The sequence below is a fragment of the Amycolatopsis sp. cmx-4-61 genome, from assembly GCF_046548775.1.
Taxonomy (GTDB): domain Bacteria; phylum Actinomycetota; class Actinomycetes; order Mycobacteriales; family Pseudonocardiaceae; genus Amycolatopsis.
Genome location: NZ_JAEBEI010000018.1, coordinates 134,724 through 157,661, shown reverse-complemented (window position 1 = coordinate 157,661; position 22,938 = coordinate 134,724). Strand labels below are relative to the sequence as shown.

General features: G+C 72.1%; 23 protein-coding genes. 15 read left to right on the top strand and 8 right to left on the bottom strand.

Going from position 1 to position 22,938, the window contains the following annotated elements; translation table 11 throughout:
* The first annotated feature begins 35 nt into the window (after nt 1-35).
* Together ACLJOU_RS36855 and ACLJOU_RS36850 are read left to right on the top strand one after the other, a co-directional pair.
* Nucleotides 36-959 (top strand): TerC family protein, encoded by a 924-nt coding sequence (locus tag ACLJOU_RS36855; protein WP_410573899.1) that lies wholly within the window; start codon nt 36-38, stop codon nt 957-959.
* A gap of 2 nt (nt 960-961) precedes the next feature.
* Nucleotides 962-1,312: a bacteriophage spanin2 family protein gene (locus tag ACLJOU_RS36850; protein ID WP_410573898.1), complete on the top strand. Its 351-nt coding sequence runs from the start codon at nt 962-964 to the stop codon at nt 1,310-1,312.
* Nucleotides 1,313-1,437: 125 nt separating this feature from the next.
* Here ACLJOU_RS36850 and ACLJOU_RS36845 read toward each other — a convergent pair whose 3' ends face one another.
* From ACLJOU_RS36845 to ACLJOU_RS36825, 5 genes are all read right to left on the bottom strand, one after another.
* Nucleotides 1,438-2,418, bottom strand: coding sequence for an RNA polymerase subunit sigma-70 (locus ACLJOU_RS36845; protein WP_410573960.1), 981 nt, complete (start codon nt 2,416-2,418; stop codon nt 1,438-1,440).
* The gene (locus ACLJOU_RS36840) at nt 2,415-2,987 is read right to left on the bottom strand and encodes a maleylpyruvate isomerase family mycothiol-dependent enzyme (RefSeq protein ID WP_410573897.1); all 573 of its coding nucleotides are present in this window, start codon (nt 2,985-2,987) and stop codon (nt 2,415-2,417) included. The genes ACLJOU_RS36845 and ACLJOU_RS36840 overlap by 4 nt, the downstream gene beginning before the upstream one ends.
* Nucleotides 2,965-3,744 (bottom strand): isocitrate lyase/phosphoenolpyruvate mutase family protein, encoded by a 780-nt coding sequence (locus tag ACLJOU_RS36835; protein WP_410573896.1) that lies wholly within the window; start codon nt 3,742-3,744, stop codon nt 2,965-2,967. The genes ACLJOU_RS36840 and ACLJOU_RS36835 overlap by 23 nt, the downstream gene beginning before the upstream one ends.
* A 4-nt stretch (nt 3,745-3,748) precedes the next feature.
* Nucleotides 3,749-5,158, bottom strand: a complete 1,410-nt coding sequence (locus ACLJOU_RS36830; protein WP_410573895.1) for a DHA2 family efflux MFS transporter permease subunit — start codon at nt 5,156-5,158, stop codon at nt 3,749-3,751.
* A 158-nt stretch (nt 5,159-5,316) separates the two neighbouring features.
* Entirely contained in the window at nt 5,317-6,156 is an 840-nt protein-coding gene (locus ACLJOU_RS36825; protein ID WP_410573894.1) for an LLM class F420-dependent oxidoreductase, read from the bottom strand.
* Between the two features lie 100 nt (nt 6,157-6,256).
* On the opposite strand from ACLJOU_RS36825, the gene ligA reads away from it, so the two are divergent.
* The 12 genes from ligA (at nt 6,257) to ACLJOU_RS36765 (ending at nt 18,449) form a co-directional block, all read left to right on the top strand.
* Nucleotides 6,257-8,248, top strand: coding sequence for an NAD-dependent DNA ligase LigA (ligA, locus tag ACLJOU_RS36820; RefSeq protein WP_410573893.1), 1,992 nt, complete (start codon nt 6,257-6,259; stop codon nt 8,246-8,248).
* 102 nt (nt 8,249-8,350) lie between these two features.
* Nucleotides 8,351-8,788, top strand: coding sequence for a hypothetical protein (locus ACLJOU_RS36815; RefSeq protein ID WP_410573892.1), 438 nt, complete (start codon nt 8,351-8,353; stop codon nt 8,786-8,788).
* 289 nt (nt 8,789-9,077) lie between these two features.
* Nucleotides 9,078-9,623, top strand: coding sequence for a Chromate resistance protein ChrB (locus ACLJOU_RS36810; RefSeq protein ID WP_410573891.1), 546 nt, complete (start codon nt 9,078-9,080; stop codon nt 9,621-9,623).
* Nucleotides 9,623-10,030: a YkvA family protein gene (locus ACLJOU_RS36805; protein ID WP_410573959.1), complete on the top strand. Its 408-nt coding sequence runs from the start codon at nt 9,623-9,625 to the stop codon at nt 10,028-10,030. The genes ACLJOU_RS36810 and ACLJOU_RS36805 overlap by 1 nt, the downstream gene beginning before the upstream one ends.
* A gap of 109 nt (nt 10,031-10,139) precedes the next feature.
* Nucleotides 10,140-11,273 carry a polysaccharide deacetylase gene (locus ACLJOU_RS36800; protein WP_410573890.1) on the top strand — a complete coding sequence of 378 codons (1,134 nt, stop codon included), beginning with the start codon at nt 10,140-10,142 and terminating at the stop codon, nt 11,271-11,273.
* Between the two features lie 201 nt (nt 11,274-11,474).
* Nucleotides 11,475-12,236 carry a 3-oxoacyl-ACP reductase FabG gene (fabG, locus tag ACLJOU_RS36795; protein WP_410573889.1) on the top strand — a complete coding sequence of 254 codons (762 nt, stop codon included), beginning with the start codon at nt 11,475-11,477 and terminating at the stop codon, nt 12,234-12,236.
* Between the two features lie 5 nt (nt 12,237-12,241).
* Entirely contained in the window at nt 12,242-12,694 is a 453-nt protein-coding gene (locus ACLJOU_RS36790) for a MaoC family dehydratase (RefSeq protein WP_410573888.1), read from the top strand.
* A 103-nt stretch (nt 12,695-12,797) separates the two neighbouring features.
* Nucleotides 12,798-13,814 (top strand): phosphotransferase family protein, encoded by a 1,017-nt coding sequence (locus tag ACLJOU_RS36785; RefSeq protein WP_410573887.1) that lies wholly within the window; start codon nt 12,798-12,800, stop codon nt 13,812-13,814.
* The gene (locus ACLJOU_RS36780; RefSeq protein ID WP_410573886.1) at nt 13,815-15,038 is read left to right on the top strand and encodes an acyl-CoA dehydrogenase family protein; all 1,224 of its coding nucleotides are present in this window, start codon (nt 13,815-13,817) and stop codon (nt 15,036-15,038) included. It begins immediately after the preceding gene.
* The gene (locus ACLJOU_RS36775; protein WP_410573885.1) at nt 15,035-16,219 is read left to right on the top strand and encodes an acyl-CoA dehydrogenase family protein; all 1,185 of its coding nucleotides are present in this window, start codon (nt 15,035-15,037) and stop codon (nt 16,217-16,219) included. The genes ACLJOU_RS36780 and ACLJOU_RS36775 overlap by 4 nt, the downstream gene beginning before the upstream one ends.
* A complete protein-coding gene (locus tag ACLJOU_RS36770; RefSeq protein ID WP_410573884.1) occupies nt 16,216-17,322 on the top strand; it encodes an acyl-CoA dehydrogenase family protein in 1,107 nt (368 codons plus the stop codon). Before ACLJOU_RS36775 ends, ACLJOU_RS36770 begins: the two co-directional genes overlap by 4 nt.
* 248 nt (nt 17,323-17,570) lie before the next feature.
* The gene (locus tag ACLJOU_RS36765; RefSeq protein ID WP_410573883.1) at nt 17,571-18,449 is read left to right on the top strand and encodes an alpha/beta fold hydrolase; all 879 of its coding nucleotides are present in this window, start codon (nt 17,571-17,573) and stop codon (nt 18,447-18,449) included.
* Here ACLJOU_RS36765 and ACLJOU_RS36760 read toward each other — a convergent pair.
* Genes ACLJOU_RS36760 through ACLJOU_RS36750 form a run of 3 tightly spaced genes read right to left on the bottom strand, consistent with a single transcriptional unit; the run spans nt 18,446 to nt 21,719 of the window.
* Nucleotides 18,446-19,072 carry a TetR/AcrR family transcriptional regulator gene (locus ACLJOU_RS36760; RefSeq protein WP_364275123.1) on the bottom strand — a complete coding sequence of 209 codons (627 nt, stop codon included), beginning with the start codon at nt 19,070-19,072 and terminating at the stop codon, nt 18,446-18,448. The genes ACLJOU_RS36765 and ACLJOU_RS36760 overlap by 4 nt on opposite strands.
* Nucleotides 19,073-19,086: 14 nt before the next feature.
* Nucleotides 19,087-20,067: a phosphotriesterase gene (locus tag ACLJOU_RS36755; protein WP_410573882.1), complete on the bottom strand. Its 981-nt coding sequence runs from the start codon at nt 20,065-20,067 to the stop codon at nt 19,087-19,089.
* Complete coding sequence (locus ACLJOU_RS36750; RefSeq protein WP_410573881.1) at nt 20,067-21,719, bottom strand: AMP-binding protein; 1,653 nt, start codon at nt 21,717-21,719, stop codon at nt 20,067-20,069. Before ACLJOU_RS36750 ends, ACLJOU_RS36755 begins: the two co-directional genes overlap by 1 nt.
* Nucleotides 21,720-22,075: 356 nt before the next feature.
* On the opposite strand from ACLJOU_RS36750, the gene ACLJOU_RS36745 reads away from it, so the two are divergent.
* Nucleotides 22,076-22,918: a hypothetical protein gene (locus ACLJOU_RS36745; protein WP_410573880.1), complete on the top strand. Its 843-nt coding sequence runs from the start codon at nt 22,076-22,078 to the stop codon at nt 22,916-22,918.
* Nucleotides 22,919-22,938 lie beyond the last annotated feature (20 nt).

The following is a 22,938-nucleotide window of genomic DNA, read 5'->3' as shown; positions in this document are numbered from 1 at the left end:
GACCTCCGGTTCGTCACCGAACCGGAGGAGTGTGCATGACCGTCCCCTTTTGGGCCTGGGCCGCCGTGCTCGGCGTCATCCTGGCCATGCTCGCGATCGACCTGGCGGCCCACCGCAGGACGCCCGTCGTCGGCGTCCGGTCGGCGCTGGCGTGGTCCGGGGCGTGGGTGGTGCTCGGGCTCGCCTTCGGCGCCGTCGTCTGGTGGGTCTGGGGCGCGGAGTTCGCGGGCCAGTACTTCGCCGGGTACGTCATCGAGAAGTCCCTGGCCGTCGACAACGTCTTCGTGTTCGCGATCATCTTCGGCTACTTCGCCGTCCCCCGCGAGTACCAGCACCGCATCCTGTTCTACGGCGTGGTGGGCGCCCTGGTCTTCCGGGCGGTGTTCATCGCCGCGGGCTCGGCGCTGATCGCGAGCTTCGCCTGGATCCTCTACGTCTTCGGCGCGTTCCTGGTCATCACCGGCGTGCGGATGGCGCTGCACCGGGACGGCACGGTCGACTACGGGCGCAACCCGGTGCTGCGGGTGTTCCGCCGGCTGGTCCCGACCACCGACGGCGACCACGGCGGGAAGTTCCTGGTGCGGCAGGCCGGCCGCTGGGTGGCCACGCCGCTGCTGGCGGTGCTGGTCCTGATCGAGGTCACCGACGTCGTCTTCGCGGTCGATTCGATCCCGGCGATCTTCGCGGTCACCCAGGAACCGTTCCTGGTGTTCACGTCCAACGCCTTCGCGGTGCTGGGCCTGCGGGCGATGTACTTCCTGCTCGCCGACGTCATGCACCGGTTCGTCTACCTGAAGCTCGGCTTGGCGCTGGTGCTGGTCTGGGTCGGCGTGAAGATGCTGCTGCTGGAGGTCTGGAAGATCCCGACGGCCCTCTCGCTCGGCGTGGTCGGCGCGATCCTCGCGACGGCGGTCGCCGCCAGCCTCCTCAAGACTTCGGCTCTCTCCCGGAAGGAATGACGATGCGCCTGATCACGACGGTCCTCGCCGGAGGACTCCTGCTCACCCTGGCCGGCTGCGGCGTGGCCGCCGAAACGGCGGGCCAGGTGGGCAACGCGGCCTCGACGGCGGCGGTCTGCGCGGACGCGGTCCGGATCGCGACGGCCACCCCGGACCCGGCCGACCCCCGGGCCGCGGCCGAGCTGACAGGCCTGGCCGCCAAGGCGGCGAACACGACGGCAGCCGAGGCGATCAACGGGTTGGCGACGACGCTGCGCGAGACGACGGTGGACGAGCTGGTGAAGACGCCGGCGGAGTGGGTGCAGCGGAAGGCGGACCAGGTGGCGGCGCTGACGAAGGCCTGCGCCGGGTGACCCGACGGCCGCGGCCGCCGGGGTCGCCGGGTGGGCCATCGGGCTCATGGAACCACTCGGGATCCCGGGGCCGCGCTCGCCGTCGGGGTGTTCGCGATCCACCGGGTCCGCGGGCGCATGCGGCGCTAAAGCCGGCCCGGCAGCCCCGCCGCCGTCACCAACCCCGGATCGTGGAACTTGACCGCCCGGGAGAAGCGGCCGCCGGTCACCGTGAACACCCACAGCCCGTCGGCCCGCCGGACTCCGTCGTCGCCGAGCCGGTAGCTGCCCGCGGCCGGCTGGCCGTTCGCGCGGGTGGGCCGCAGCCGGGCCGCGCCGCCCGGTGCCGCGAACACGCGGTCCAGGAACGGCAGGCACACGGCCACGCCCCGGAACCACACCGGGTGCGGCACCGCTTCGAGGCTGAAGTCGTCCTGGATGACCGCCCGCAGCGCGGTGGTGTCCTCGGCCTCGAACGCCGCGATGTAGCGGTCGAGCAGCGCGCGCTCGTCCGCCGGCTCCGGCGGGGGCCGGTCGTCCAGGTCGAGTTCGTCGAGCCGGGCGCGGGCGCGCTGCAGGAGGCTCTTCACCGCGGGCACGCTGAGGCCGAGGAGGTCCGCGATCTCGGCGGCCGACCACGACAGGACCTCACGCAGCAGGAACGCCGCGCGCTGCCGCGCCGGCAGGTGCTGCAGCGCGGCGACCAGCGCGAGCCGGACGGACTCGCGCCGGACGACGACCTCCCCGGGGTCGCCGAGCACGGCGTCGGGCAGCGGTCCGAGCCACGCGACCGAGTCGTCGGCGAACGCCGGCGTCCGCGGATCGCCGGACGGCGGGCCGAGCCCGGCGGGCAGCACCCGGCGGCTGCGGTGGTTCAGCTCGGTGAGGCAGGTGTTGGTGGCGATCCGGTAGAGCCACGTCTTGAGCGACGACCGCCCCTCGAAGGCGTCCACCCCCCGCACGGCCTTGAGGTAGGTCTCCTGGACGGCGTCTTCGGCGTCCTGGTGGGACCCGGTCATCCGGTAGCAGTGCGCGACCAGCGCCGGGCGCAGCGAGCCGAACTCGTCCCGCAGCCGTTCCTCGTAAGACACCACACGGGAAGACACCACACGCTCCTCGTTCGTCATGGACATCGTCGGTCATCCCGCCCGAGCGCGGCCAGCAGCCGGACGCCGGGTGGGCGCCCCGGCGGCACGGCGACGGGCTCGGCGAACAGGCCCCGGCGGATGCCGCCGTCGAGCACCGACGGCAGTTCGGCGAGCAACCGGGTGGCGAGCTCGCCGGGGATCGGCGCGGCCGGGTTGGCGTCCCAGCCGTGGACGGCCGCTTCGAGGGCACCCACGACGATCAGCTGGTGGCACGGCAGCGGCAGCCCGCCGACGTCGACCGCGCGCCGGCCGCGCAGGTCTCCCGCGGCGGCACCGAGCGCGGCCGCGGCCCGGCCGAGGTCGCGCCGGACGGTCCGAGCGGTGGCCGGCCGGCTTCGCGGCGACGCGGCCGGCGGCACGGCACCGGCGGCGAGCGCCGCCGTCACGCTGCGGAGGGAGCGCGTGAGGTGCGCGAGCGCCTCGGCGACGGTCCAGCCGGTACAGGCCGACGGGCGCCCGAGGTCCGCCAGCCGGAGTCCGGCGGCCGCCGCGACGGCGTAGTCGAGCGCGGCGGCGAGCATCGCCTCATCGGCCGGCCGGCCGGGCACCGGGCACCTCCAGCCCCGCCGCGCGGCGCAGTTCTTCGAGGCCGCTGCGCATCGATGCCCACCCCGCGCGGTGGAACCGCGGCCCGAAGGACACCCTGGCGACCCCCAGCGACGCCAGGGTGTCCAAGTCGAGCTCCGCGCCCGTGTTCCCGTTGACCGGCCCCGGCACGCCGGCCACCACCCGTTCGAGGTCGGCCGCGGTCGACACCCCGATCGGGTAGATGCAGTCCGCCCCCGCCTCGCGGTAGAGCCGGCCGCGCCGGATCGCCTCGGCCACCCGCACGGCGCCGGAAAACCCGCTCGGCGGCAGGAAGGTGTCGATCCGCGCGTTGAGCACCAGCGGCACCCCGGCCGCGTCGGCCGCCGCGCGGACCCCGGCCAGGCGGTCCGCCTGGGCCGCCGCGTCCACCAGTCCCCCGGCCCGGTGGTCGGTGTCCTCGAGGTTGCAGCCCACCGCCCCGGCGGACAGCAGTTCCGCCACCAGCCGTTCCGGTTCCAGGCCGTAGCCCGCTTCGGCGTCGACCGTCACCGGAACCGGGACGGCCCGGGCGATCCGCGCCACGACCGCGAACATCTCCCGCCACGGCGCCCGTTCGCCGTCCTCGTGTCCCAACGAGGCCGCGACCGCGGCGCTCGACGTCGCCACGACCGGGAACCCGGTCTCGACCACGAGTTCGGCGCTCGCCTCGTCCCAGGCGTTGGGCAGCACCAGCAGCTTCCCGTGGTGCAGTTCGCGCAGCAGATCGGCGTTCGACATCGCTTCACTCCTCGATTCGGCGGCGGGGGATGACGGAACCGGCCAGCGCGCCCGCCGCGGCGAGGACGGCGCTGACCACGGCGGCCGCGGTGAAGCCCGCGGAGAACGCGGCGCTCGAGGCGTAGCTGCCGGCCAGCGAGAAGCCCGCGACCAGGACCGCGACGCCGAACGCCCCGCCGAGCTGCCGCATCGCGCTGAAGGCACCGGAGGCCTTGCCGAGCAACCGCGGCGGGACCGACGTCAGCACCGCGCTCTGCGCCGCGGGCAGGCACATCGCGATCCCGGTGCCGGACACCACGAGCGGCCCGGCGAGTGCTCCGTAACCGGTCGCGGGCCCGGCGACCGCGGCGATCCAGAGCATGGCGAGGGCGTGCAACCCGAGCCCCGCCACGATGAACGGCCGTTCGCCGAACCGGCCGGCCAGCCGGCCCGCCAGCTGCGGGACGACCGTCGTCGTCAGCCCCCACGGCGCCAGCCCGAGCCCGGCGGCCAGTGGCCCGTACCCCAGGCCGTCCTGCAGGAACTGGGCCATGAAGAAGACCGCACCCAGCGCGGACGCCCAGTGGAAGAAGATCACGGCGTTGCCGGCGGCGAACCGGCGGGAGCGGAACAGGTGCAGCGGCAGCATCGGGTGCGCGGCCCGCCGCTGCCACGCCACGAACACGCCGAAGGCGACCAGGCCGGCCGCGAGCGGCCCCAGCACCGCGCCGCTCGTCCAGCCGGCCGAGTTGCCCTGGGCCAGGGCCCACACCACGCCGAAGGAGCCCGCGCCGGCCAGCACCAGGCCGGGGACGTCGAGGGCGGCGTCCGGGCCGTGGCTCTCCCCGATCCGGGTCAGCGCGAAGCCGGCCAGCGCGAGGCCGATCGGGACGTTGATCCAGAAGATCCACGGCCACGAGACGCCGGCCACGACGGCGCCGCCGAGGAGCGGGCCGAGGGCCACCGCCACCCCGCTGACGCTCGCGAAGACCCCGAGGGCCTTCGGCCGCAGCTCGGCCGGGAAGGCGGCCCCGAGCAGGGCGAGCGCGAGCGGCATGACGAACGCGGCCCCGGCGCCCTGCAGCACGCGCCCGGCGATCAGGACTTCGACGCCGGGGGCGATCGCGCAGACCAGCGACGCCGCCGCGAAGAGCGTCAGCCCGGCGGCGAAGACGCGGCGCCGTCCCCAGCGGTCCCCGGCCGCGGCGGCCGTCATGAGCAGGACGGCGAAGCTCAGGCCGTAGGCGTTGACCGTCCATTCGAGTTCGGTGACCGACGCGCCGAGGTCGGTCCGGATCGCCGTCAGCGCGGTCGCCACGACCAGCGCGTCGAGGACGACCATCAGCGACGCCACCGACGCGATCGCCAGTACCCATCTTCGCTGCGCCGGCCCCGCGGCCGGGGTCACCGGCGTGGGTGAAGTCCTGGTGTGCACTCGCGTCTCCTTGCCTCCGGTCACCGGCGTCGTGCCGCTTCCGAAGACATGGACATCGCGCGGGCCCCGGAGGAATCGGTGTTCCGCGCACACGGCGGCGTCACCGGATCGGCTGATCCGGGAACCCGCGTCCGGCGGCTTGCCCCGGCGGGCGCCGGTCAGCGCAGCGGCTCGAGCACCTTCGCCAGCGGCTCGAGCACCGCCGGGGTGTGCGGCGGCGACAGGTACACGATCGCCAGGTCGACGCCCGCCTCCCCGAGCGCCGCCGCCTCGGCGGCGACCTTCGCGTATTCGAGGTCCGGCCCGAGGCGCACGTGCGAGGACAGCATGATCTCGGCCGGGTCGCGGCCGACGTCCGCGCAGTGGCGGTGCAGCACGTCACGCTTGCGGGTGAACTCCTCGGGTGTGCCGCCGACGAAGTTCCAGTGCTGGGCGTACTTCGCGGTCGTGCGCAGCGTGCGCTTCTCGCCGCTGCCGCCGATGCAGATCGGCGGGTGCGGGCGCTGCACGCCCTTCGGCTCGCAGCGGGCGTCGGTCAGCTGGTAGTGCTCCCCGCGGAACGTCGTGGTTTCCTGCGTCAGCAGGCCGACGAGCACCTCGCACGCTTCCTCGAACCGGTCGCTGCGCTCCTTGACCGAGCCCAGCTCCATGCCGTACGCGCCGGATTCCTCTTCGTTCCAGCCGGCACCGATCCCGATTTCCAGCCGCCCGCCGGAAACGATGTCGAGCGTCGCCGCCATGTTCGCCAGCAGCGCCGGGTGGCGGTAGTGGATGCCGCTGACCAGCGTGCCCAGCCGCAGCCGCTCGGTCGCCTGCGCGAGCGCGGTGAGCGTCACCCAGCCTTCGAGGCAGGGGCCGGTCGAATCGGAGAAAATGGGGTAGAAGTGGTCGAACGTCCAGCCCGACTCGAACAGCTCGATTTCGTCCGCGGCCCGCCACACGGCGAGCATGTCGGCCCATTCGGTGTTCTGGGGCGAAGTCTTGAAGGCGAATCGCATGATCGTCACCCTAACCCCGGAGCGGCTCCGGGACGGCCGTTCCACCGGCCGGAGCGACGGCGATCGGGTTTTGTCGGTGGTGGGCGGTAACGTCCTCGGCGTGAACGCTCAGGAACGCATCCGGGAACTCGCCGACCGCGTCGTGGTGCTGCGTGACGCCTACTACCGCGGCTCGCCGCTGGTGGCCGACGCGGAGTACGACGTGGCCGAGGACGAGCTGCGGAGCCTGATCGAGGCGCACCCCGAGCTCGCGCCCGACCCGAACCCGCTCGACCAGGTCGGCGCGCCCGCGGTGCTGCACGCGCCGATCCGGCACTCGCGCCCGATGCTGTCGCTGGAGAAGGCGACCAAACCCGAGCAGGTCGAGGCGTTCTTCGACCGCTTCCCCGGCCAGCCGGTGGTGGTCATGCCGAAGCTGGACGGGCTTTCGCTGGCCGTCGTGTACGAGAACGGGCGCCTGGCCCGGGCGGTCACCCGCGGGGACGGCACGACCGGCGACGACGTCACGGTGCTGGTGCGGGCCCTGACCGACGGGATCCCGGAGCAGGTGGAGGCGCCCGGCCGCGTCGAGGTCCGCGGCGAGGCCGTCATGCTGCGGTCCACCTTCGCCGCGTACAACACCGCCCACCCGGACAAGCCGCTGATCAACCCGCGCAACGCCGCGGCCGGCACCCTGCGCGCGAAGGACCCCGCCACCGTCGCCGAGCGGCGGCTGCGGTTCTTCGCCTTCGACCTGTACACCGAGCCGGACAGCGCGGAGACCGACCTCGGCCGGGCGCTGCACACGCTCGGGTTCACCGCGGCCGACATGCGCCGCTGCGCCGACGCCGCCGCGGCGCAGGAGGTGATCGGCGAGATCGAGCGGCAGCGCAACGACCTGGACTACGACCTCGACGGTGCCGTGCTGCGGCTGGCGAGCCGGGACGCCTACGCGGCGGCCGGCACCCGGTCGAGCTCGCCCCGCGGCGCGCTGGCGTTCAAGTTCGCGGCCGAGGAGAAGACCACGGTGCTGTCCGATGTGGTCTGGGACGTCGGCAAGACGGGCAAGATCGCGCCGGTCGCCTGGCTGGAACCGGTGTTCGTGGGCGGCACCACCGTCACCCGCGCGACGCTGGCCAACCAGGAGGTCATCCGCGCCCGCGGCATCAAGATCGGCGACACCGTGCTGGTGCGCCGGGCCGGTGACGTCATCCCGTTCGTCGCGGGGGTGCTCGACGCCTCGAAGCGCACGGGCGCCGAGCGGGAGATCGTCCCGCCGAGCGCGTGCCCGTCGTGCGGGCAGCCGCTGACCGAGCAGGGCAACAGCCGGGAACTGTTCTGCACCAACGTTTCCTGCCCGGCCCAGACCGTGCGGCGGCTGATCCACTGGGCGTCGCGGGCGGCGGCGGACATCGACGCCATCGGCGGCGTGTGGATCGAGCGGCTGGCCGAGGCGGGGATCCTCGAGCACCCGTCGGACTTCTACGGGCTGACGAAGGAGAAGCTGCTCGAGTTCGAGCGCATCGGCGAGGTGTCGGCCACCCGGATGATCGAGTCGATCGACGCGAGCCGGTCGGTCGGCCTGCGCCGGGCGCTGATCGGGCTGGCGATCCCGATGGCGTCGGAGGGAACGGCGGCCCGCCTGTGCCGGGCCGGGTTCGGCTCCCTGGAGGACGTGGCGGAGGCGGGCGTCGACGGGCTCGTGGCCGTGGAGGACATCGGGCCGAAGGTCGCCGCGTCGCTGATCGAGCACCTGACCCGGCTGCGCCCCGAGCTGGCGCGCCTGCGGGAAGCGGGCGTTTCGCTGGACGTGCGCGAGGAGGACCTCCCGCCGGTCGTGGCGGCGGGCGCGCCGCTGGCGGGCAAGACGGTGGTGGTCACCGGCGCGATCAGCGACCCGCGTTCGGGCGAGAAGGTGCCGCGCCCGACGTTCCAGCGGCTCTGCGAAAAGGCGGGCGCGACCACGGCGACGTCGGTCTCGGCGAGCACGGACCTGCTCATCACGGGCGCGGACGTCGGGGCCAGCAAGCTCACCAAGGCCGAGAAGCACGGCGTCGAGGTGGTCGACCAGGGCGAGATCTGGCCGCTGCTCATCGCGGCGGGCATCGTGTAGCCGGCCCGGTGTCTCGCTTCTCGGACGCGGGTCACCCGGTCGTGGAAACCACCCGGGCGCGACACTGAGCGTGAGTACCCGACTTCGTCCGAAGGGACCGCGATGACCACCGACCTCATGGTCGCCCGCCAGCTCGGGGTGCACGAGTTCCTCACCGCCCGCGGCTGGCTCCTCGACGGCGACAGCGATCCCGCCCGCGTCTGGTTCACCGACGACGTCCACGCCGGCTGGCACTACCCGCACACCTACGGCGGCCGGCAGATCAACGACGTCGCCGACACGACACCGGTCCGCCTGCAGAGTTACTTCACGTTCGACAACGAGGGCAACGAAGTCTTCACCCTCGTCCCGGCGGGCAACCTCCGCGGAAGCGGCTGCCCGGAGCACGACACCCAGGAGAGGTTCTACCCCTTCACGGCGGCGGGTGTGGTGGACCTGGAGGAGATCGCGACGGAGCTGGACAAGCTGGAGCCCCGCGCGCGAGAACTCGACCCGCGAGCGTTGATCGAGTGCCGTTACTTCGGGCCCTGCAAGCGGTGACCCGAGCTGGGCGGATGGCCGGGTAGCCGGGCCGGACGCAGGGTGGCTGGGCGAACGGGCGCCGGGCGGCCGGGAGCGGACAAGGCGCGACTTCGCACCCCGCCGCCACCAAACCCGGCGCCGAGCCGCCAGATGGGCGGCCGGCGAGCGCCCACCGGCCCGCGCCCGGCCGCCGGAAAACCCGGCCTCCCCGGGCGCAACCGGCCGACCGGCCGACCTGCCGACCTGCCGACCTGCCGAGGGTGACCCACCCCTGGACCGACCGATGTTACGCCCGTAACGTCACCGTGTGACCTCCGAACCCGACTGGCTGCTGATCAGCGTCTCCACCGCCGGCGCTCCCGACTCGCTTCGCGTCCAGGTGTGGCGGAAGCTCCGCTCCCTCGGCGCCCTCTACCTGCAGCAGTCGGTGTGCCTGCTGCCCGCGAAACCGCCGGTGGTGCGGGACGTCCGCCGCCTCGCCGATCGGGTTCGCCACCAGGGTGGGACCGCGCGGGTGCTGTCCATGGCCTTCACCGATCCCGCCGAGGAACAGTCCGTGATCGCCGAACTCGATGCGGCCCGGGACGCCGAGTACGCCGAGGTTCTCGACCGGCTGCCCGAACTGCGGAAGGAACTCGCCGACGAACGGGCCCGCGGCAACGCCACCTACGCCGAGGTCGAGGAATCCGAGGCCGACCTCGAGCGGTTCCGCAGCTGGCTGGCCAAGATCGCCGCGCGGGACTACTTCGGGGCGCCGGGCGGGCAAGCCGCCCGGGACGCCGTCGAACAGGCCGCCGCCGAGCTCGCCGTCTTCGAAGATGCCGCGCTGCGTGCCGAAGTGAAGCACCCGTGATCGGCGAACTGCTGCTCGGTCTCGGCGGTGCGCTGCTGCTGACCTGGCTCGTCCTGATCGCGGCCCTGCTCGTCGCCCGGCCGCGCGGCGGGCTCCTGCGCGAGGCGGTGCGGCTGCTGCCCGACGTCCTGCGGCTCATCCGGCGCCTGGCCGCCGACCGGACCCTCCCCCGCGGCGTTCGCGTCCGGCTCGGGCTGCTGCTCGCCTACCTCGCGCTGCCCATCGACCTCGTGCCCGACTTCATCCCCGTCCTCGGGTACGCCGACGACGCCATCGTCGTCACCGCCGTCCTGCGCGGCGTCGTCCGGCGCGCGGGGCTCGACGCCGTCCGCGCCCACTGGCCCGGCACCGACGACGGCTTCGCCGCCCTGGTCCGGCTGACCCGGCTCGGCTCCGCCACACCGTGATCCGACGCGGGCATGGTTGCGCATGGGTAACCGATCTCACCCGCGATGCACCCGAATGCCCCGTTCGACGTCTTCCCTGTAACCGTATGTAGCAGGGGGAGGCAACCGGATGTTCGCGTCACGGATGGTGCGGCGGCCGGGCACCTGGCTCACCGTCGCCGTCGCGCTGGTGTTGGCCGTGGTGCTGATCGTGCACCTCGACCGCGGGCAGCCCGAGCCCGGCTCGGCGGCCGGCGGCGCGCCTCCCACCACGTCGGCCACGGCTCCGCCCGCCGTCCAGGCCCCCGAGTGGATGCGTCCGCTGCGCCCGGGCGAAAAACCGCCGCAGTTCGTGCTCTTCTCCTTCGACGGGGCCGGTTCGCACGAACACTGGAGCCGCTACCTGGCCCTCGCCGAATCGGTCCACGCCCACTTCAGCGGCCTGCTCTCGGGCATCTACCTGCTGACCGACGAGCAGCGCGCGCACTACACCGGACCCGGCCACCGACCGGGCACCGCCTCGATCGGCTTCGGCGGCAGTGCGGCGGAAGTGGCCACCCGCGTCCGGGACCTCAACGCCGCCGTCGCCGCGGGACACCAGATCGGCACGCACTACAACGGGCACTTCTGCACCGGCGCCGAGCCGAGCGTCGGCCGCTGGACGACGCCGGGCTGGACCGGCGAAATCGGGCAGTTCAGCCGCTTCGTCGACGACGCCCACGCGCACCTGGGCCTGCACCTGTCGGCCAAGGACGTCACCGGCGGCCGGACGCCGTGCCTCGAAGGCAACTGGGCCCAGGCGTTTCCCGCCATGCGCGCCGCCGGCTACACCTTCGACTCCAGCCAGCCGTCCGACGGCGTCAAGTGGCCCACCCGGCTCGACGGCATCTGGGAGTTCTGGATGCCGTACGTGAAGGTGCCCGCGCTGCACAAGAAGGTCATCATGATGGACTACAACCTGTGGTACCAGCTGGGCCACGCGAAGAACGACACCGGCCAGTACACCCAGGCCACGCTCGAGACCTACCGCGGCGCCTACCGCGCCGCCTTCGACGGCAACCGCGCCCCGCTCGTCATCGGCAACCACTTCAACGACTGGGCCGGCGGGGCGTTCTCGCGCGCCGCGGAAGGCTTCATGGGCGAGGTGTGCACCAAACCCGAGACGGTGTGCGCCACCTACGCCGAAGTGACCGAGTGGATGTCGTTGCAGGATCCCGCCGTCCTGGACCGGTTCCGGGCGATGCCCCCGGCCCAGGTCGGCTGAGCCGGGACCGGCGTGTGACGTTGGCCACCGGCGTCCCCGCGGTGTCCCGGTTTCCTCGGCAAACCCGGCCGGACCAGGCGACGCCCCGGAAATCTGCGTACGTTGACACCGGAATGCGGGCCGCGACCCGTATCGTCTGTGACCAACCGCTTAGTAGGCTCGCGGGTACGAGCCCGCTTCTCAACGACGAGGAGGTCCCCCGTGACCGATTCCCCTTCCCGTGTCGCCGTGGTCACCGGTGCCGGCCGCGGCATCGGTGCCGCCGTCGCCGCGCGGCTGGCCGATGACGGCTTCGCCGTCGGGCTGCTGGACCTGGACGAGACCGGGGTCAAGCAGGGCGCCGAAGCCATCGTCGCCAAGGGTGGCAAGGCCATCGGGGTCGCCCTGGACGTCAGCAACGCCGAGCAGGTCGAAGCCGCCGTCGCCCGCGTCGCCGACGAGCTCGGGCCGCCGGTCGTGCTGGTCAACAACGCCGGCATCACCCGCGACAACCTGATCTTCAAGATGACCGAGCAGGAGTGGGACTCCGTGCTCGACGTGCACCTCAAGGGCTCGTTCCTGATGACCCGCGCGGTGCAGAAGCACATGACCGAGCAGAAGTACGGCCGGATCGTCAACCTGTCGAGCACGTCGGCGCTCGGCAACCGCGGCCAGGTCAACTACTCCGCCGCCAAGGCCGGCATGCAGGGCTTCACCAAGACCCTCGCGATCGAGCTGGGCAAGTTCAACGTCACCGCCAACGCCATCGCGCCGGGCTTCATCGCCACCGACATGACCGCCGCGACCGCCGAGCGGCTCGGCATGAGCTTCGAGGACTTCAAGGCGGCGGCCGCGTCGCAGATCCCGGTGCAGCGCGTCGGCACGCCCGACGACATCGCCCACCTGGCCTCGTTCCTGGTCAGCGAGGGCGCCGGGTTCGTCTCCGGCCAGGTCATCTACGTCGCCGGCGGACCGAAGGACTGAGGCCGATGCGGGAATTCTCCAACCTCGACGAGTTCGCCGCCGCGGCCGGCGAGCACCTGGGCTACAGCGAATGGCTGAAGATCACCCAGGACCGGGTGAACCAGTTCGCCGACGCCACCGACGACCACCAGTGGATCCACGTCGACGAGCCGATGGCGACCGCGGGCCCGTTCGGCGGCACCATCGCCCACGGCTTCCTGACGCTCTCGCTCCTCTCGGCGTTCGGCCCGAAGATCTACAAGGTCAACGGCATCCGGATGGGCATCAACTACGGCCTCAACAAGGTCCGCTTCCCGCAGCCGGTGAAGGTCGGCTCGAAGGTGCGCGCCGGGGCGGAGCTGGTGGAGATCACCGACATCCCGGGCGGCAAGCAGGCGGTGTCCAAGTGGACGGTCGAGATCGACGGCGAAGCGAAGCCCGCCTGCGTCGCCGAATGGGTGACGCGGTTCCTCGCGTGACGCTCCGGGAAGCGGCACTTTCCCGGGAAGGTGCCGCTTCCCGGTGGCCTCTGTACGTCATACCGACCAGTCGGTATGCTCCCTTCGACGAAGAGGAGGCTGGATGAACCCGCCAGGACTCGACCTGGGCCGTCTGCGCGCCCACCTGGACGCGGCCCGGCCCGGCCTGGTCGCCGGACCGCTGTCCGCGGACGTCGTGGAGGGCGGCCGGTCGAACCTCACCTACGTCGTGGGTGACGGGCGGTCGCGCTGGGTGGTGCGCCGGCCGCCGCTGGGGCACGTGCTGCCGACCGCGCACGACATGAGCCGCGAGTTCCGGGTGATCTCCGGGCTGCGCGACACCGCCGTGCCGGTGCCCGAAGCGCTGCTGCTGTGCGAGGACGCCGACGTCGTCGGGGCGCCGTTCTACGTGATGAGCTTCGTCGAGGGCACGCCGTACCGGACCGCGGACCAGCTGAGCGAACTCGGGCCGGACCGCACCCGGGCGATGGCCGACGCGCTCGTCGACACACTCGTCGCCCTGCACGCGGTGGACCCGGCCGCGGTCGGGTTGGGCGACTTCGGCCGCCCGGACGGCTTCCTGGAGCGGCAGCTGCGGCGCTGGAAGAAGCAGCTCGACGCCTCCCGCAGCCGCGACCTGCCGGGCATCGACGAGCTGCACGACCGGCTCGCCACGGCGGTCCCGGTGTCCGGCGCGCCGGCGATCGTCCACGGCGACTACCGCCTCGACAACGTCCTGGTCGACGAAAACGACACCATTTCCGCGGTGCTCGACTGGGAGATGTCGACGCTGGGCGACCCGCTGACCGACGTCGCGCTGCTCGTGGCCTACGCCGAGCGCGACAAGGTGTCGCTGCCGTTCGTCTCCAACGCCAGCTCGGCGCCGGGCTACCCCGGCACCGACGAGGTCATCGCCCGCTACGCCGAACGCTCCGGGCGGGACGTCTCGCAGCTGAACTGGTACGTCGGCTTCGCGTTCTTCAAGCTGGCCGTGATCCTGGAGGGCATCTACTACCGCTTCAGCAAGGGCCAGACGGTCGGGGCGGGTTTCGAAGGCGTCGGGGCCGGGGTCGCGCCGCTCGTCGCGCACGGCAACGAGATTCTCAAAGAGGAGAACTAAATGGACTTCGCGTTCGACGAGAAGACCGAGGAGCTGCGCGGGCAGCTCCTCGAGTTCATGGACTCCCACATCTACCCCGCCGAGCCGGTGTTCGAGCAGCAGCTCGCCGAACGCGACGACCCGTGGGCCATTCCGCCGGTCGTCGAGGAGCTCAAGGCCGAGGCGCGCAGGCGCGGGCTGTGGAACTTCTTCCTCCCCGGCGACCACGGCGCCGGTCTGACGAACCTGCAGTACGCGCCGCTGGCGGAGATCACCGGCCGCAGCATCCGGCTCGCGCCGACCGCGCTCAACTGCGCCGCGCCGGACACCGGGAACATGGAAGTGCTGGCCATGTTCGGCAACGAGCAGCAGCAGAAGCAGTGGCTGGAACCGTTGCTGAACAGCGAAATCCGCTCCGCCTTCGCGATGACCGAGCCGGACGTCGCCTCCTCCGACGCCCGCAACATCGAGACCGCGATCCGCCGCGACGGCGACGAGTACGTCGTCAACGGCCGCAAGTGGTACATCTCCGGCGCGATGAACCCCGCGTGCAAGATCTTCATCGTCATGGGCAAGACCGATCCCGAAGCCGCGCCGCACAAGCAGCAGAGCATGATCCTGGTCCCCCGCGACGCGCCGGGCGTCACGGTCAAGCGCGGCATGCACGTCTTCGGCTACGACGACAGCGACCACGGCGGTCACGCCGAGGTGCTGTTCGAGGACGTCCGCGTGCCGGTGGAAAACCTCATCGCCGGCGAGGGCGACGGGTTCGCCATCGCCCAGGCCCGCCTCGGCCCCGGCCGCATCCACCACTGCATGCGCGCCATCGGCATGGCCGAGCGGGCGCTGGAGCTGATGTGCCGCCGCGCGATCTCGCGCGAGGCGTTCGGCAAGCCGATCGCCCAGCAGGGCGTGGTGCAGGACTGGATCGCCGAGTCCCGCGTGAAGATCGAGCAGCAGCGGCTGCTGGTGCTCAAGACCGCGTGGCTGATGGACACCGTCGGCAACCAGGGCGCGCACACCGAGATCCAGGCGATCAAGATCTCCACCCCGAGCACCGTCGAGTGGATCCTCGACAAGGCCGTGCAGGTGCACGGCGCGGGCGGCGTCAGCCAGGACTTCCCGCTGGCCGCGATGTGGGCCGGCAACCGCACGCTGCGCCTGGCCGACGGCCCGGACGAGGTCCACAAGCGCTCGCTGGCCCGGCGCGAACTGAAGAAGTACCTCTCGGAGGGCGCGAAGTGACTGTCACCGCCGAAGACCTGACCCGCCAGGCGACCGGGTTCCTGGCCACGCACGACCCGAAGACGACCGACCACCTGGAGTTCCTCCGGGCCCGGTTCGACGCCGGGCTCGCCTGGATCCACTTCCCCGCCGGGCTCGGCGGGCAGAACGCCCCGCGCGCGCTGCAGTCCGTTGTGGACACCGTGTTCACCGAGGCGGGTGCGCCGGACAACAACCCGCGCCGGATCGGCATCGGCCTCGGCATGGCCGCGCCGACCATCCTCGCCTTCGGCACGCCGGAGCAGCGCGAGCGCTTCCTTCGTCCGCTGTGGACCGGCGAGGAGGTGTGGTGCCAGCTGTTCTCCGAACCCGGCGCCGGCTCCGACCTCGCCGCGCTCGGCACGCGGGCGGTCCGCGACGGCGACGACTGGATCGTCACCGGCCAGAAGGTGTGGACGTCGGGCGCGCACGAGTCGCAGTGGGCGATCCTGGTCACCCGCACCGACCCGGACGTGCCGAAGCACCAGGGCATGACGTACTTCCTGTGCGACATGACCGCCCCCGGCGTCGAGGTCCGGCCGCTGCGCCAGATCACCGGCGAGGCCGAGTTCAACGAGGTCTTCCTGACCGACGTCCGGATCCCGGACACCCAGCGCCTCGGCGCGGTCGGCGAAGGCTGGAAGGTCGCGCAGACCACGCTGATGAACGAGCGCGTCGCGATCGGCGGGCACGTCCTGCCGCGCGAGGGCGGCCTGATCGGGATCGTCGCGAAGACCTGGCGCGAGCGGCCCGAGCTGCGGACGCCGGAGCTGCGTGACCGGCTGGTGAAGCACTGGGTCGAGGCGGAGACGCTGCGGCTGGCCGGCACCCGGCTGCGCCAGCAGCTGACGGCGGGGGCGCCCGGCCCGGAGGGCTCGGCCATGAAGGTCGCGTTCTCCGAGCTGAACCAGGCGCTGACCGGACTGGAGGTCGAACTGCTCGGCGAAGAGGGCCTGGCCTACGACGACTGGACGTTCCGGCGCCCGGCCATCGTCGACTTCACCGGCCGCGAAGCCGGGTACCGCTACCTGCGCGCGAAGGGCAACTCCATCGAGGGTGGCACCTCGGAGGTCCTGCGCAACATCATCGCCGAGCGCGTGCTGGGGCTGCCCTCGGAGCCGCGCGTCGACAAGGACGTCGCCTGGAAGGACCTCCCCCGATGAGTCAAACACCGCCCGACTTGCTGTATTCAGACGTCGAAGAGGACCTGCGGGCCTCGGTCCGCGACCTGCTCAAGGCGAAGGCCGGCGCCGAAGCGCTGCTGGCGCGCGTGGAGACGGCCGAGCCGTACGACCTGAAGCTGTGGCGCACGCTGGCCGACGAGGTGGGCGTGGCCGGGCTGGCGGTGCCGGAGGACCTGGGCGGGCACGGCGCGTCGGCCCGCGAGGTCGCCGTCGTGGCCGAAGAGCTGGGGCGCAGCGTGGCGCCGGTGCCGTTCCTCGGCAGCGTCGTGCTCGCGACGACGGCGCTGGTGGCCGTCGGCGCCCGCGACTTCGTCGGCAAGCTGGCGGCGGGCCAGGCGATCGGCGCGCTGGCCGTGCCGCTGTCGACGGCGCCGGGCGCGGGTTTCCCGTCGTCGGTGACGGCGTCTCCGGACGGCAAGCTGAGCGGCCGGGTGGGCACGGTCGCCGACGCGTCGGTGGCGGACCTGCTGGTCGTCCCGGCCGCCGGCCCGGACGGCCCCGCGCTGTACGTCGTCGAGGCGTCGGCCGCGACGGTGTCGGAGCTGGTGTCGTTCGACCTCACGCGTCGCGTGGCCGACGTGACGCTTTCGGACGCCGCGGCCACGCTGGTCGCCTCCGGTCCGCAAGCCGCCGCGGCGCTGGAGCAGGCGCTGCTGTTCGGGGCGGGCATTCTCGCCTCCGAGCAGACGGGGGTGGCCGAGTGGGCGCTCACCGAGACGGTCTCCTACCTCAAGGGCCGGTACCAGTTCGGCCGCCCGGTCGGCGGGTTCCAGTCGCTCAAGCACCGGCTGGCGAACCTCTACACGGACCTGGTCCTGGCCCGCGCGGCGGCCCGCAACGCCGCCGACGCGCTGGCCACCGGCACCGACGTGCCGATCGCGGTGGCCGTCGCGCAGGCCCGCAACGCGCCGATCGCGGTGAAGGCGACGGAAGAGGCCATCCAGCTGCACGGCGGCATCGGGATGACGTGGGAGCACCCGGCCCACCTGTACCTGAAGCGGGCGAAGGCGGACGAGATCGCCCTCGGCACGCCGGGCCGGCACCGCGCCCGCCTCGCGGAGCTGGTCGACCTGCCTGCCTGAGTGCTTCCGTAAGCGGCCCGTTCCCCCGGGGGAACGGGCCGCTTCCGCGTTCCGCCACTCATCCGGCGTCGCGCCCGAACGCCGACGGCCGCAACACGCCGCTTTCATGAAGAACATTCAGTTTCTTGGGATCACTTTGCTCATCTGAGCGAGATTTTTGTGAGCCGGGCCACTTCGCGGGCAAAAGGGTGACAAAAATGCCCGTCTTCCCATGGTTCTCGTCGACGGTCGGATCTAACCTGTGCGCCATGGAAACAGCCGTCGCGCCGGCCGATCCCGGCGCGCTGGAGCGAGTGACCGTCACGGTCGGCGACCACCACCACAGCGCACTCGCGGCCGGGCCCGCCTCGGGCGAGCTGGCCCTGCTGCTGCACGGCTGGCCCGAGTTCGCCGACGCCTGGACCGAGCAGCTGCACGCCCTCGGCGAGGCCGGCTACCGCGCGCTGGCCGTCGACCAGCGGGGCTACGCCGAGGGTGCGCGCCCGGAGGGCGTCGAGCACTACACGCTCGAGCACCTGGTCGGCGACGCCCTCGCGTTCGCCGGCAGCCAGGGCGCGGACCGGTTCCACCTCATCGCCCGCGACTGGGGCGGCATGGTGGCCTGGGCCCTCGCCGCGGCGCACCCGGACCGCCTCCGGTCGCTGACGGTGCTCTCGACGCCCCACCCGAGCGCCCTCCAGCGCGCGGTCGCCACCGACGACGGCCAGTTCCACGACCTCGGTTACATCCGCTTCTTCCGCCGCGCCGCGGGGAAAGCCGAGAAATACCTCTTACGCGACGAAGCCGCGCAATTACGCGCGGTTTACAACCGCCGCATTCCGAAGGCGATCGTCGAAGGCACGGTGACCCGCCTTTCGCAGCCGGGCGCCCTGACGGCGACGTTGAATTGGTACCGCGGGGCGACGAACGACGACTTCGACATCCCGGCGGGCCGCATCAAGGTCCCGACGATGTACCTGTGGGGCCGCGAGGACCCGTACCTGGGCCAGAGCGCGGCGGAGCAGACGGTCCACCACATCGACGCGGAGTACCGCTTCCAGATCATCGAGGGCGCGAGCCAGTGGATGGCGATGGAGGCCCCGGACGAGGTGAGCGCCCTGCTGCTGGACCACCTCCGGCGGCACTAGGCCACCGGCGGCCGCAGGGCGTCCAGGAGCAGGTCCGCGTAGTGGTCGCCGATCTGGCGAGCCGTCAGCGAGCCGCTGCGGCGGTACCACGAACCCAGGTGGTGCACCGAGCCGAAGAAGAAGTCCACCACCACGTCGGCCGGCTTGTCCGTGCGGAACTCGCCGGACCGCTGGCCCTCCTCGATCAGGCCGCGGAACCGCTCGTGGTACTTGCGGCGCTCCGCCCGCACCGCCTTCTGCTTGTCCGGGGACAGCTGGTGCATCGACTGCAGGAAGATCGTGTTGTCGTCGAGGTTGTCGATGCTCGACACGACGACGTCGGACGCCGCCGCCGCGAGCCGCTCGCGCAGCGGTGCGTCCGAAGAGGCCACGCTCTCCAGCTGGCGGGTCTGCTCCCGCAGCACGCGCGCGTAGATCTCGTAGAGCAGGTCGTCCTTCGAGCCGAAGTAGTGGTACATCGCGCCCTTGGTGACGCCCGCCGCCTCGACGATCTCCTGGACCGACGTGCGGTCGAAGCCCTTCTTGGCGAACAGCTTCGTGGCGTGCTCCAGCAACCGCCGCGGCACGGCGGCCTGGTCGTCGCCGGTGGCCTCGCCCGGCTTGCGGGTGCTTGCTCGGGTCACCGCAGTACCCCCTCTCAGGACGCACCAGGATAACGCCACGACAGGAACCGCCGCGGGTTGTCCACCAGCATGGTCGTGATGTCCGCTTCGGACACCCCACGCTCCCGCAGCGCCGGCAGCACGTCCCGGGTGATGTGCAGGTAGTGCCAGTTCGGCGCGATCTCGGGCAGCTGCGCCGAGGGTAACCAGTCGATGTAGCAGGACGCGTCGTGCGAAAGCACCATGCTGCCCGCGTAACCGCGCTCGCACAGCGCCGCGACCGTGTCGACCCGCTCCTCGAACGGCAGCAGCAGGTCCAGCCCGAAGCGGTCCATCCCGAGCAGCGAGCCGCGGTCGGCGAGCTCGGTGAGGTACCCGAGGTCCGTCGAGTCGCCCGAGTGCCCGATGAGCACCCGGCTCAGGTCGACGCCTTCGGACGCGAAGACCTCCTGCTGCTCCAGCCCGCGGCGGGTGCCCGCGTGCGTGTGGGTCATGATCGGCGCGCCCGTCTCGACGTGCGCCTTGGCCACCGCGCGCAGCACGCGTTCGACCCCCGGGGTCACGCCCGGTTCGTCGGTCGCGCACTTGAGCAGGCCGGCCTTGACGCCGGTGCCCGCGATGCCGTCGCGCAGGTCCCCGACGAACATCCCGACCAGCGGGTCCTCGCCCTGCAGCAACGTGCCCGGCCCGCGGAAGTGCAGGTAGTGCGGCACGTCGTTGTAGGTGTAGAGGCCGGTCGCGACGACGATGTTGACGTCGACCTCGGCGGCGACCCGCTGCACGCGCGGGATGTAGCGGCCGAGGCCGATCACCGTCGGGTCGACGATCGTGTCGATCCCGGCGTCCTTCAGCTCCGTCAGGCGCCGGATCGCTTCCGGGACGTGTTCGTCTTCGCGGAACCCTTCGTGTTCGGGGTAGTTCTGGACGAACTCGGGGCTGAGCACGAAGAGGTGTTCGTGCATCAGCACCCGGCCCAGCGCTTCCGGCGCGATCGCGCCGCGAACCGTTTCGATCATCAGCCGCGCGCCCGCAGCTCGCGGCGCAGGATCTTGCCGCTGGTGGTCTTCGGCAGCTCGTCGAGCACTTCGATGGTGCGCGGGTACTTGTAGGCGGCGAGCCGTTCCTTGCACCAGGCGACGAGTTCCGCGGGATCGGCGGTCGCGCCGGGCGCCGGGCTGACGTACGCCTTGACCGTCTCGCCGCGGTATTCGTCGGCGATCCCGACGACGGCCGCTTCGCGGACCGCCGGGTGCGTGTACAGCACGTCTTCGACCTCGCGCGGCCAGACCTTGAAGCCGGACGCGTTGATCATGTCCTTCTTGCGGTCGACGACGTAGACCCAGCCGCGCTCGTCCATGAACCCGATGTCGCCGGTGAGCAGCCGCCCGCCGGGCAGGGATTCCGCGGTGGCGTCCGGGCGGTTCCAGTAGCCCGAAACGACCATCGGGCCCTCGACGGCGATCTCGCCCGCCTCGCCGGGCGGCAGCTCTTCGCCGTTCTCGCCGAGGATCCGGACGATGGTGTCCGGCACCGGCAGGCCGATCGAGATGGTGCCGGACGCCGGGTCGATCGGCGCCTCGAGCGTGCCGGGGACGACGACGCAGCCGGCCGTGGTTTCGGTGAGGCCGTAGCCGTTGTGGATGTAGTGCCCGGTCTTCGCGCGGAACGCCTCGACGACGGCGGGCGGCAGGGCGGCGCCCCCGGAGTACAGCAGCGCGAACGACTCGAAGTGCGCGCGGCTGAACGACGGGTGCGCCATCAGCGCCATGTAGGCCGTCGACGGCCCGACCGTGTACGACGGCTTGTGCTCGAGGAACGCGTCGAGCACGACCCCCGGTTCGAAGCGGTAGGCCAGGGCCAGGGTGCCTTCGATGTCGATCGCGGAACCGAGCTCGCAGACCATGCCGGTGATGTGGAACAGCGGTGCGAGCCCGAAGAGCGTCGAGCCGGCGGGCAGGCCGCTGAACGAACCGAGCCCGGCGGCGTTGGTGCCGATGTTGCCGTGGGTGTTGGTGGCGCCCTTCGGCGCGCCGCTGGTGCCGGAGGTGTAGCTGATCAGCGCCGTGTCATCGAGGGCGAAGGCGGGCTCCGGGGGCTTGGGCCCCGGCGTCGCGGCGGCTTCGAGGAGCTCGGTCGCTCCCGGCGTCTCCTCGCGGTCGACCTTGGCGAGCACGCGCTCGTCGTCGCGGGTCTGGAACTCCAGTTCGCTGGTGGTGAGCGCGATGCCGACGCCGTTCGCGGCCGCGGTTTCACCGATGTAGGCGTTCCAGCCGCGCTGCGAGCAGACGACCGCCTTCACCCCGGCGTCGGTGAACACGTGCGTGAGCTCGCGTTCGCGGTACATCGGGTTGACCGGCACCACGATCCCGCCGGCCTTCCACGCGCCGAGCAGGGCGATGACGAACTGCGGGATGTTCTGCAGCACCAGGGCGAGCCGGTCGCCGCGGGCGAAGCCGTGGGCGCTCAGGTACCGCGCGACGCCGTCGGAGAGCTCGTCGACCTCGCGGTAGCTCAGCCGGGCGTCGAAGTAGGCGATCGCGGCCCGGTCCGGAACGTGGTCCACGGCCCGGCGGAACGCCTCGGGCAGCGTCGTCGGCTTCGCCGGTTCCGCGTCCCGCACGCGTTCGTCGTAGCTCGCGAGCCAGGGCTTCGCGTCGTACCAGCTCATCCAGCGACCTCCTTTGGACACCGACCGGTCGGTATGCCGACGCTAGGAGGACACGGCGGCCCGCGTCAAGCCCGGCCCAGCACGCCGAAATGGCGCACGACAATTCTCGTGCGCCAAAACCGGGCCGAAAAAACGCAGCCAGATGCCGCCGTCACCGGGATACACGTCCCGCGGTTCGGAATGGTTCACATCTTCTTTTCCGACCCGATCACACTGGACAAACCCCTGGTCCAGAGGCCACCATGGGCGACGGCGACCAGTTCGGCCCGCCCCATCAGAAACCCCGCCGTATCCCCCGAAGGCGGCGGAGTACCCCATATGTTCACGCTAACTCACGCACGAAAACGGAGTCATTCATGCCTGCTTCCGGTGGACGACACCGCCTGTCCCGGCGGACGAAGATCGCGACCGGGGTCTTCGCCCTGGCGATCGCGGGCGGCGCACTGGCGGTCGCCACGACCTTCGGCGACCCCGGCGCCGCCAACGCCGCCTCGGGCGGTCAGGCGGCGGCCGGCCAGATCAGCTGTCCCGACGTGGCGAGCAAGCTCCCGGCCATCCCCGCCCAAGCCCAGGCCGAGGTGCAACGCAACCTGGACCTCCTGAACACCCAGATCAACGAAGCCAACAACCGGCTCCGCACGAGCGTCGGCCAGGGCGGCCCCAACTTCGTCCAGAACGCCATCCTCGGTCCCCTGGCGGACAAGCGGAAGTCCACGATCGACCGCATCGCCATCTCGATCGGGCGCCGGGCCGAGAAGCCGCAGGGCCTCGACAGCCTGGCCACCTGCTCCGTGGGCGGCGCGGGTGCCGCTGCCCCGGCACCCGCCCAGGGCACCGGCACCGGCGGCCAGAACGGGAACAACGGCAACAACGGCCAGAACGGGAACAGCGGCAACACGGGCAACGCCGGGGTCGGCCAGATCTCCTGCCCCGACGTGGCGAGCAAGCTCCCGGCCATCCCCGCCCAGGCGCAGGCGGAAGTGACGCGCAACCTCGAGCTGCTCAACACGCAGATCGCGGAAGCCAACAACCGCCTCAAGACGACCGTGGGCCAGGGCGGCCCCAACTTCGTCCAGAACGCCATCCTCGGCCCGCTGGAAGACAAGCGCGTGGCGACGATCAACCGGATCGCCACCGCCATCGGCCGCACCGCGGCCAAGCCGCAGGGTCTCGACGCACTGGCCCCCTGCAGCCGGTGACCACCGGGTCCGGCGGGGGG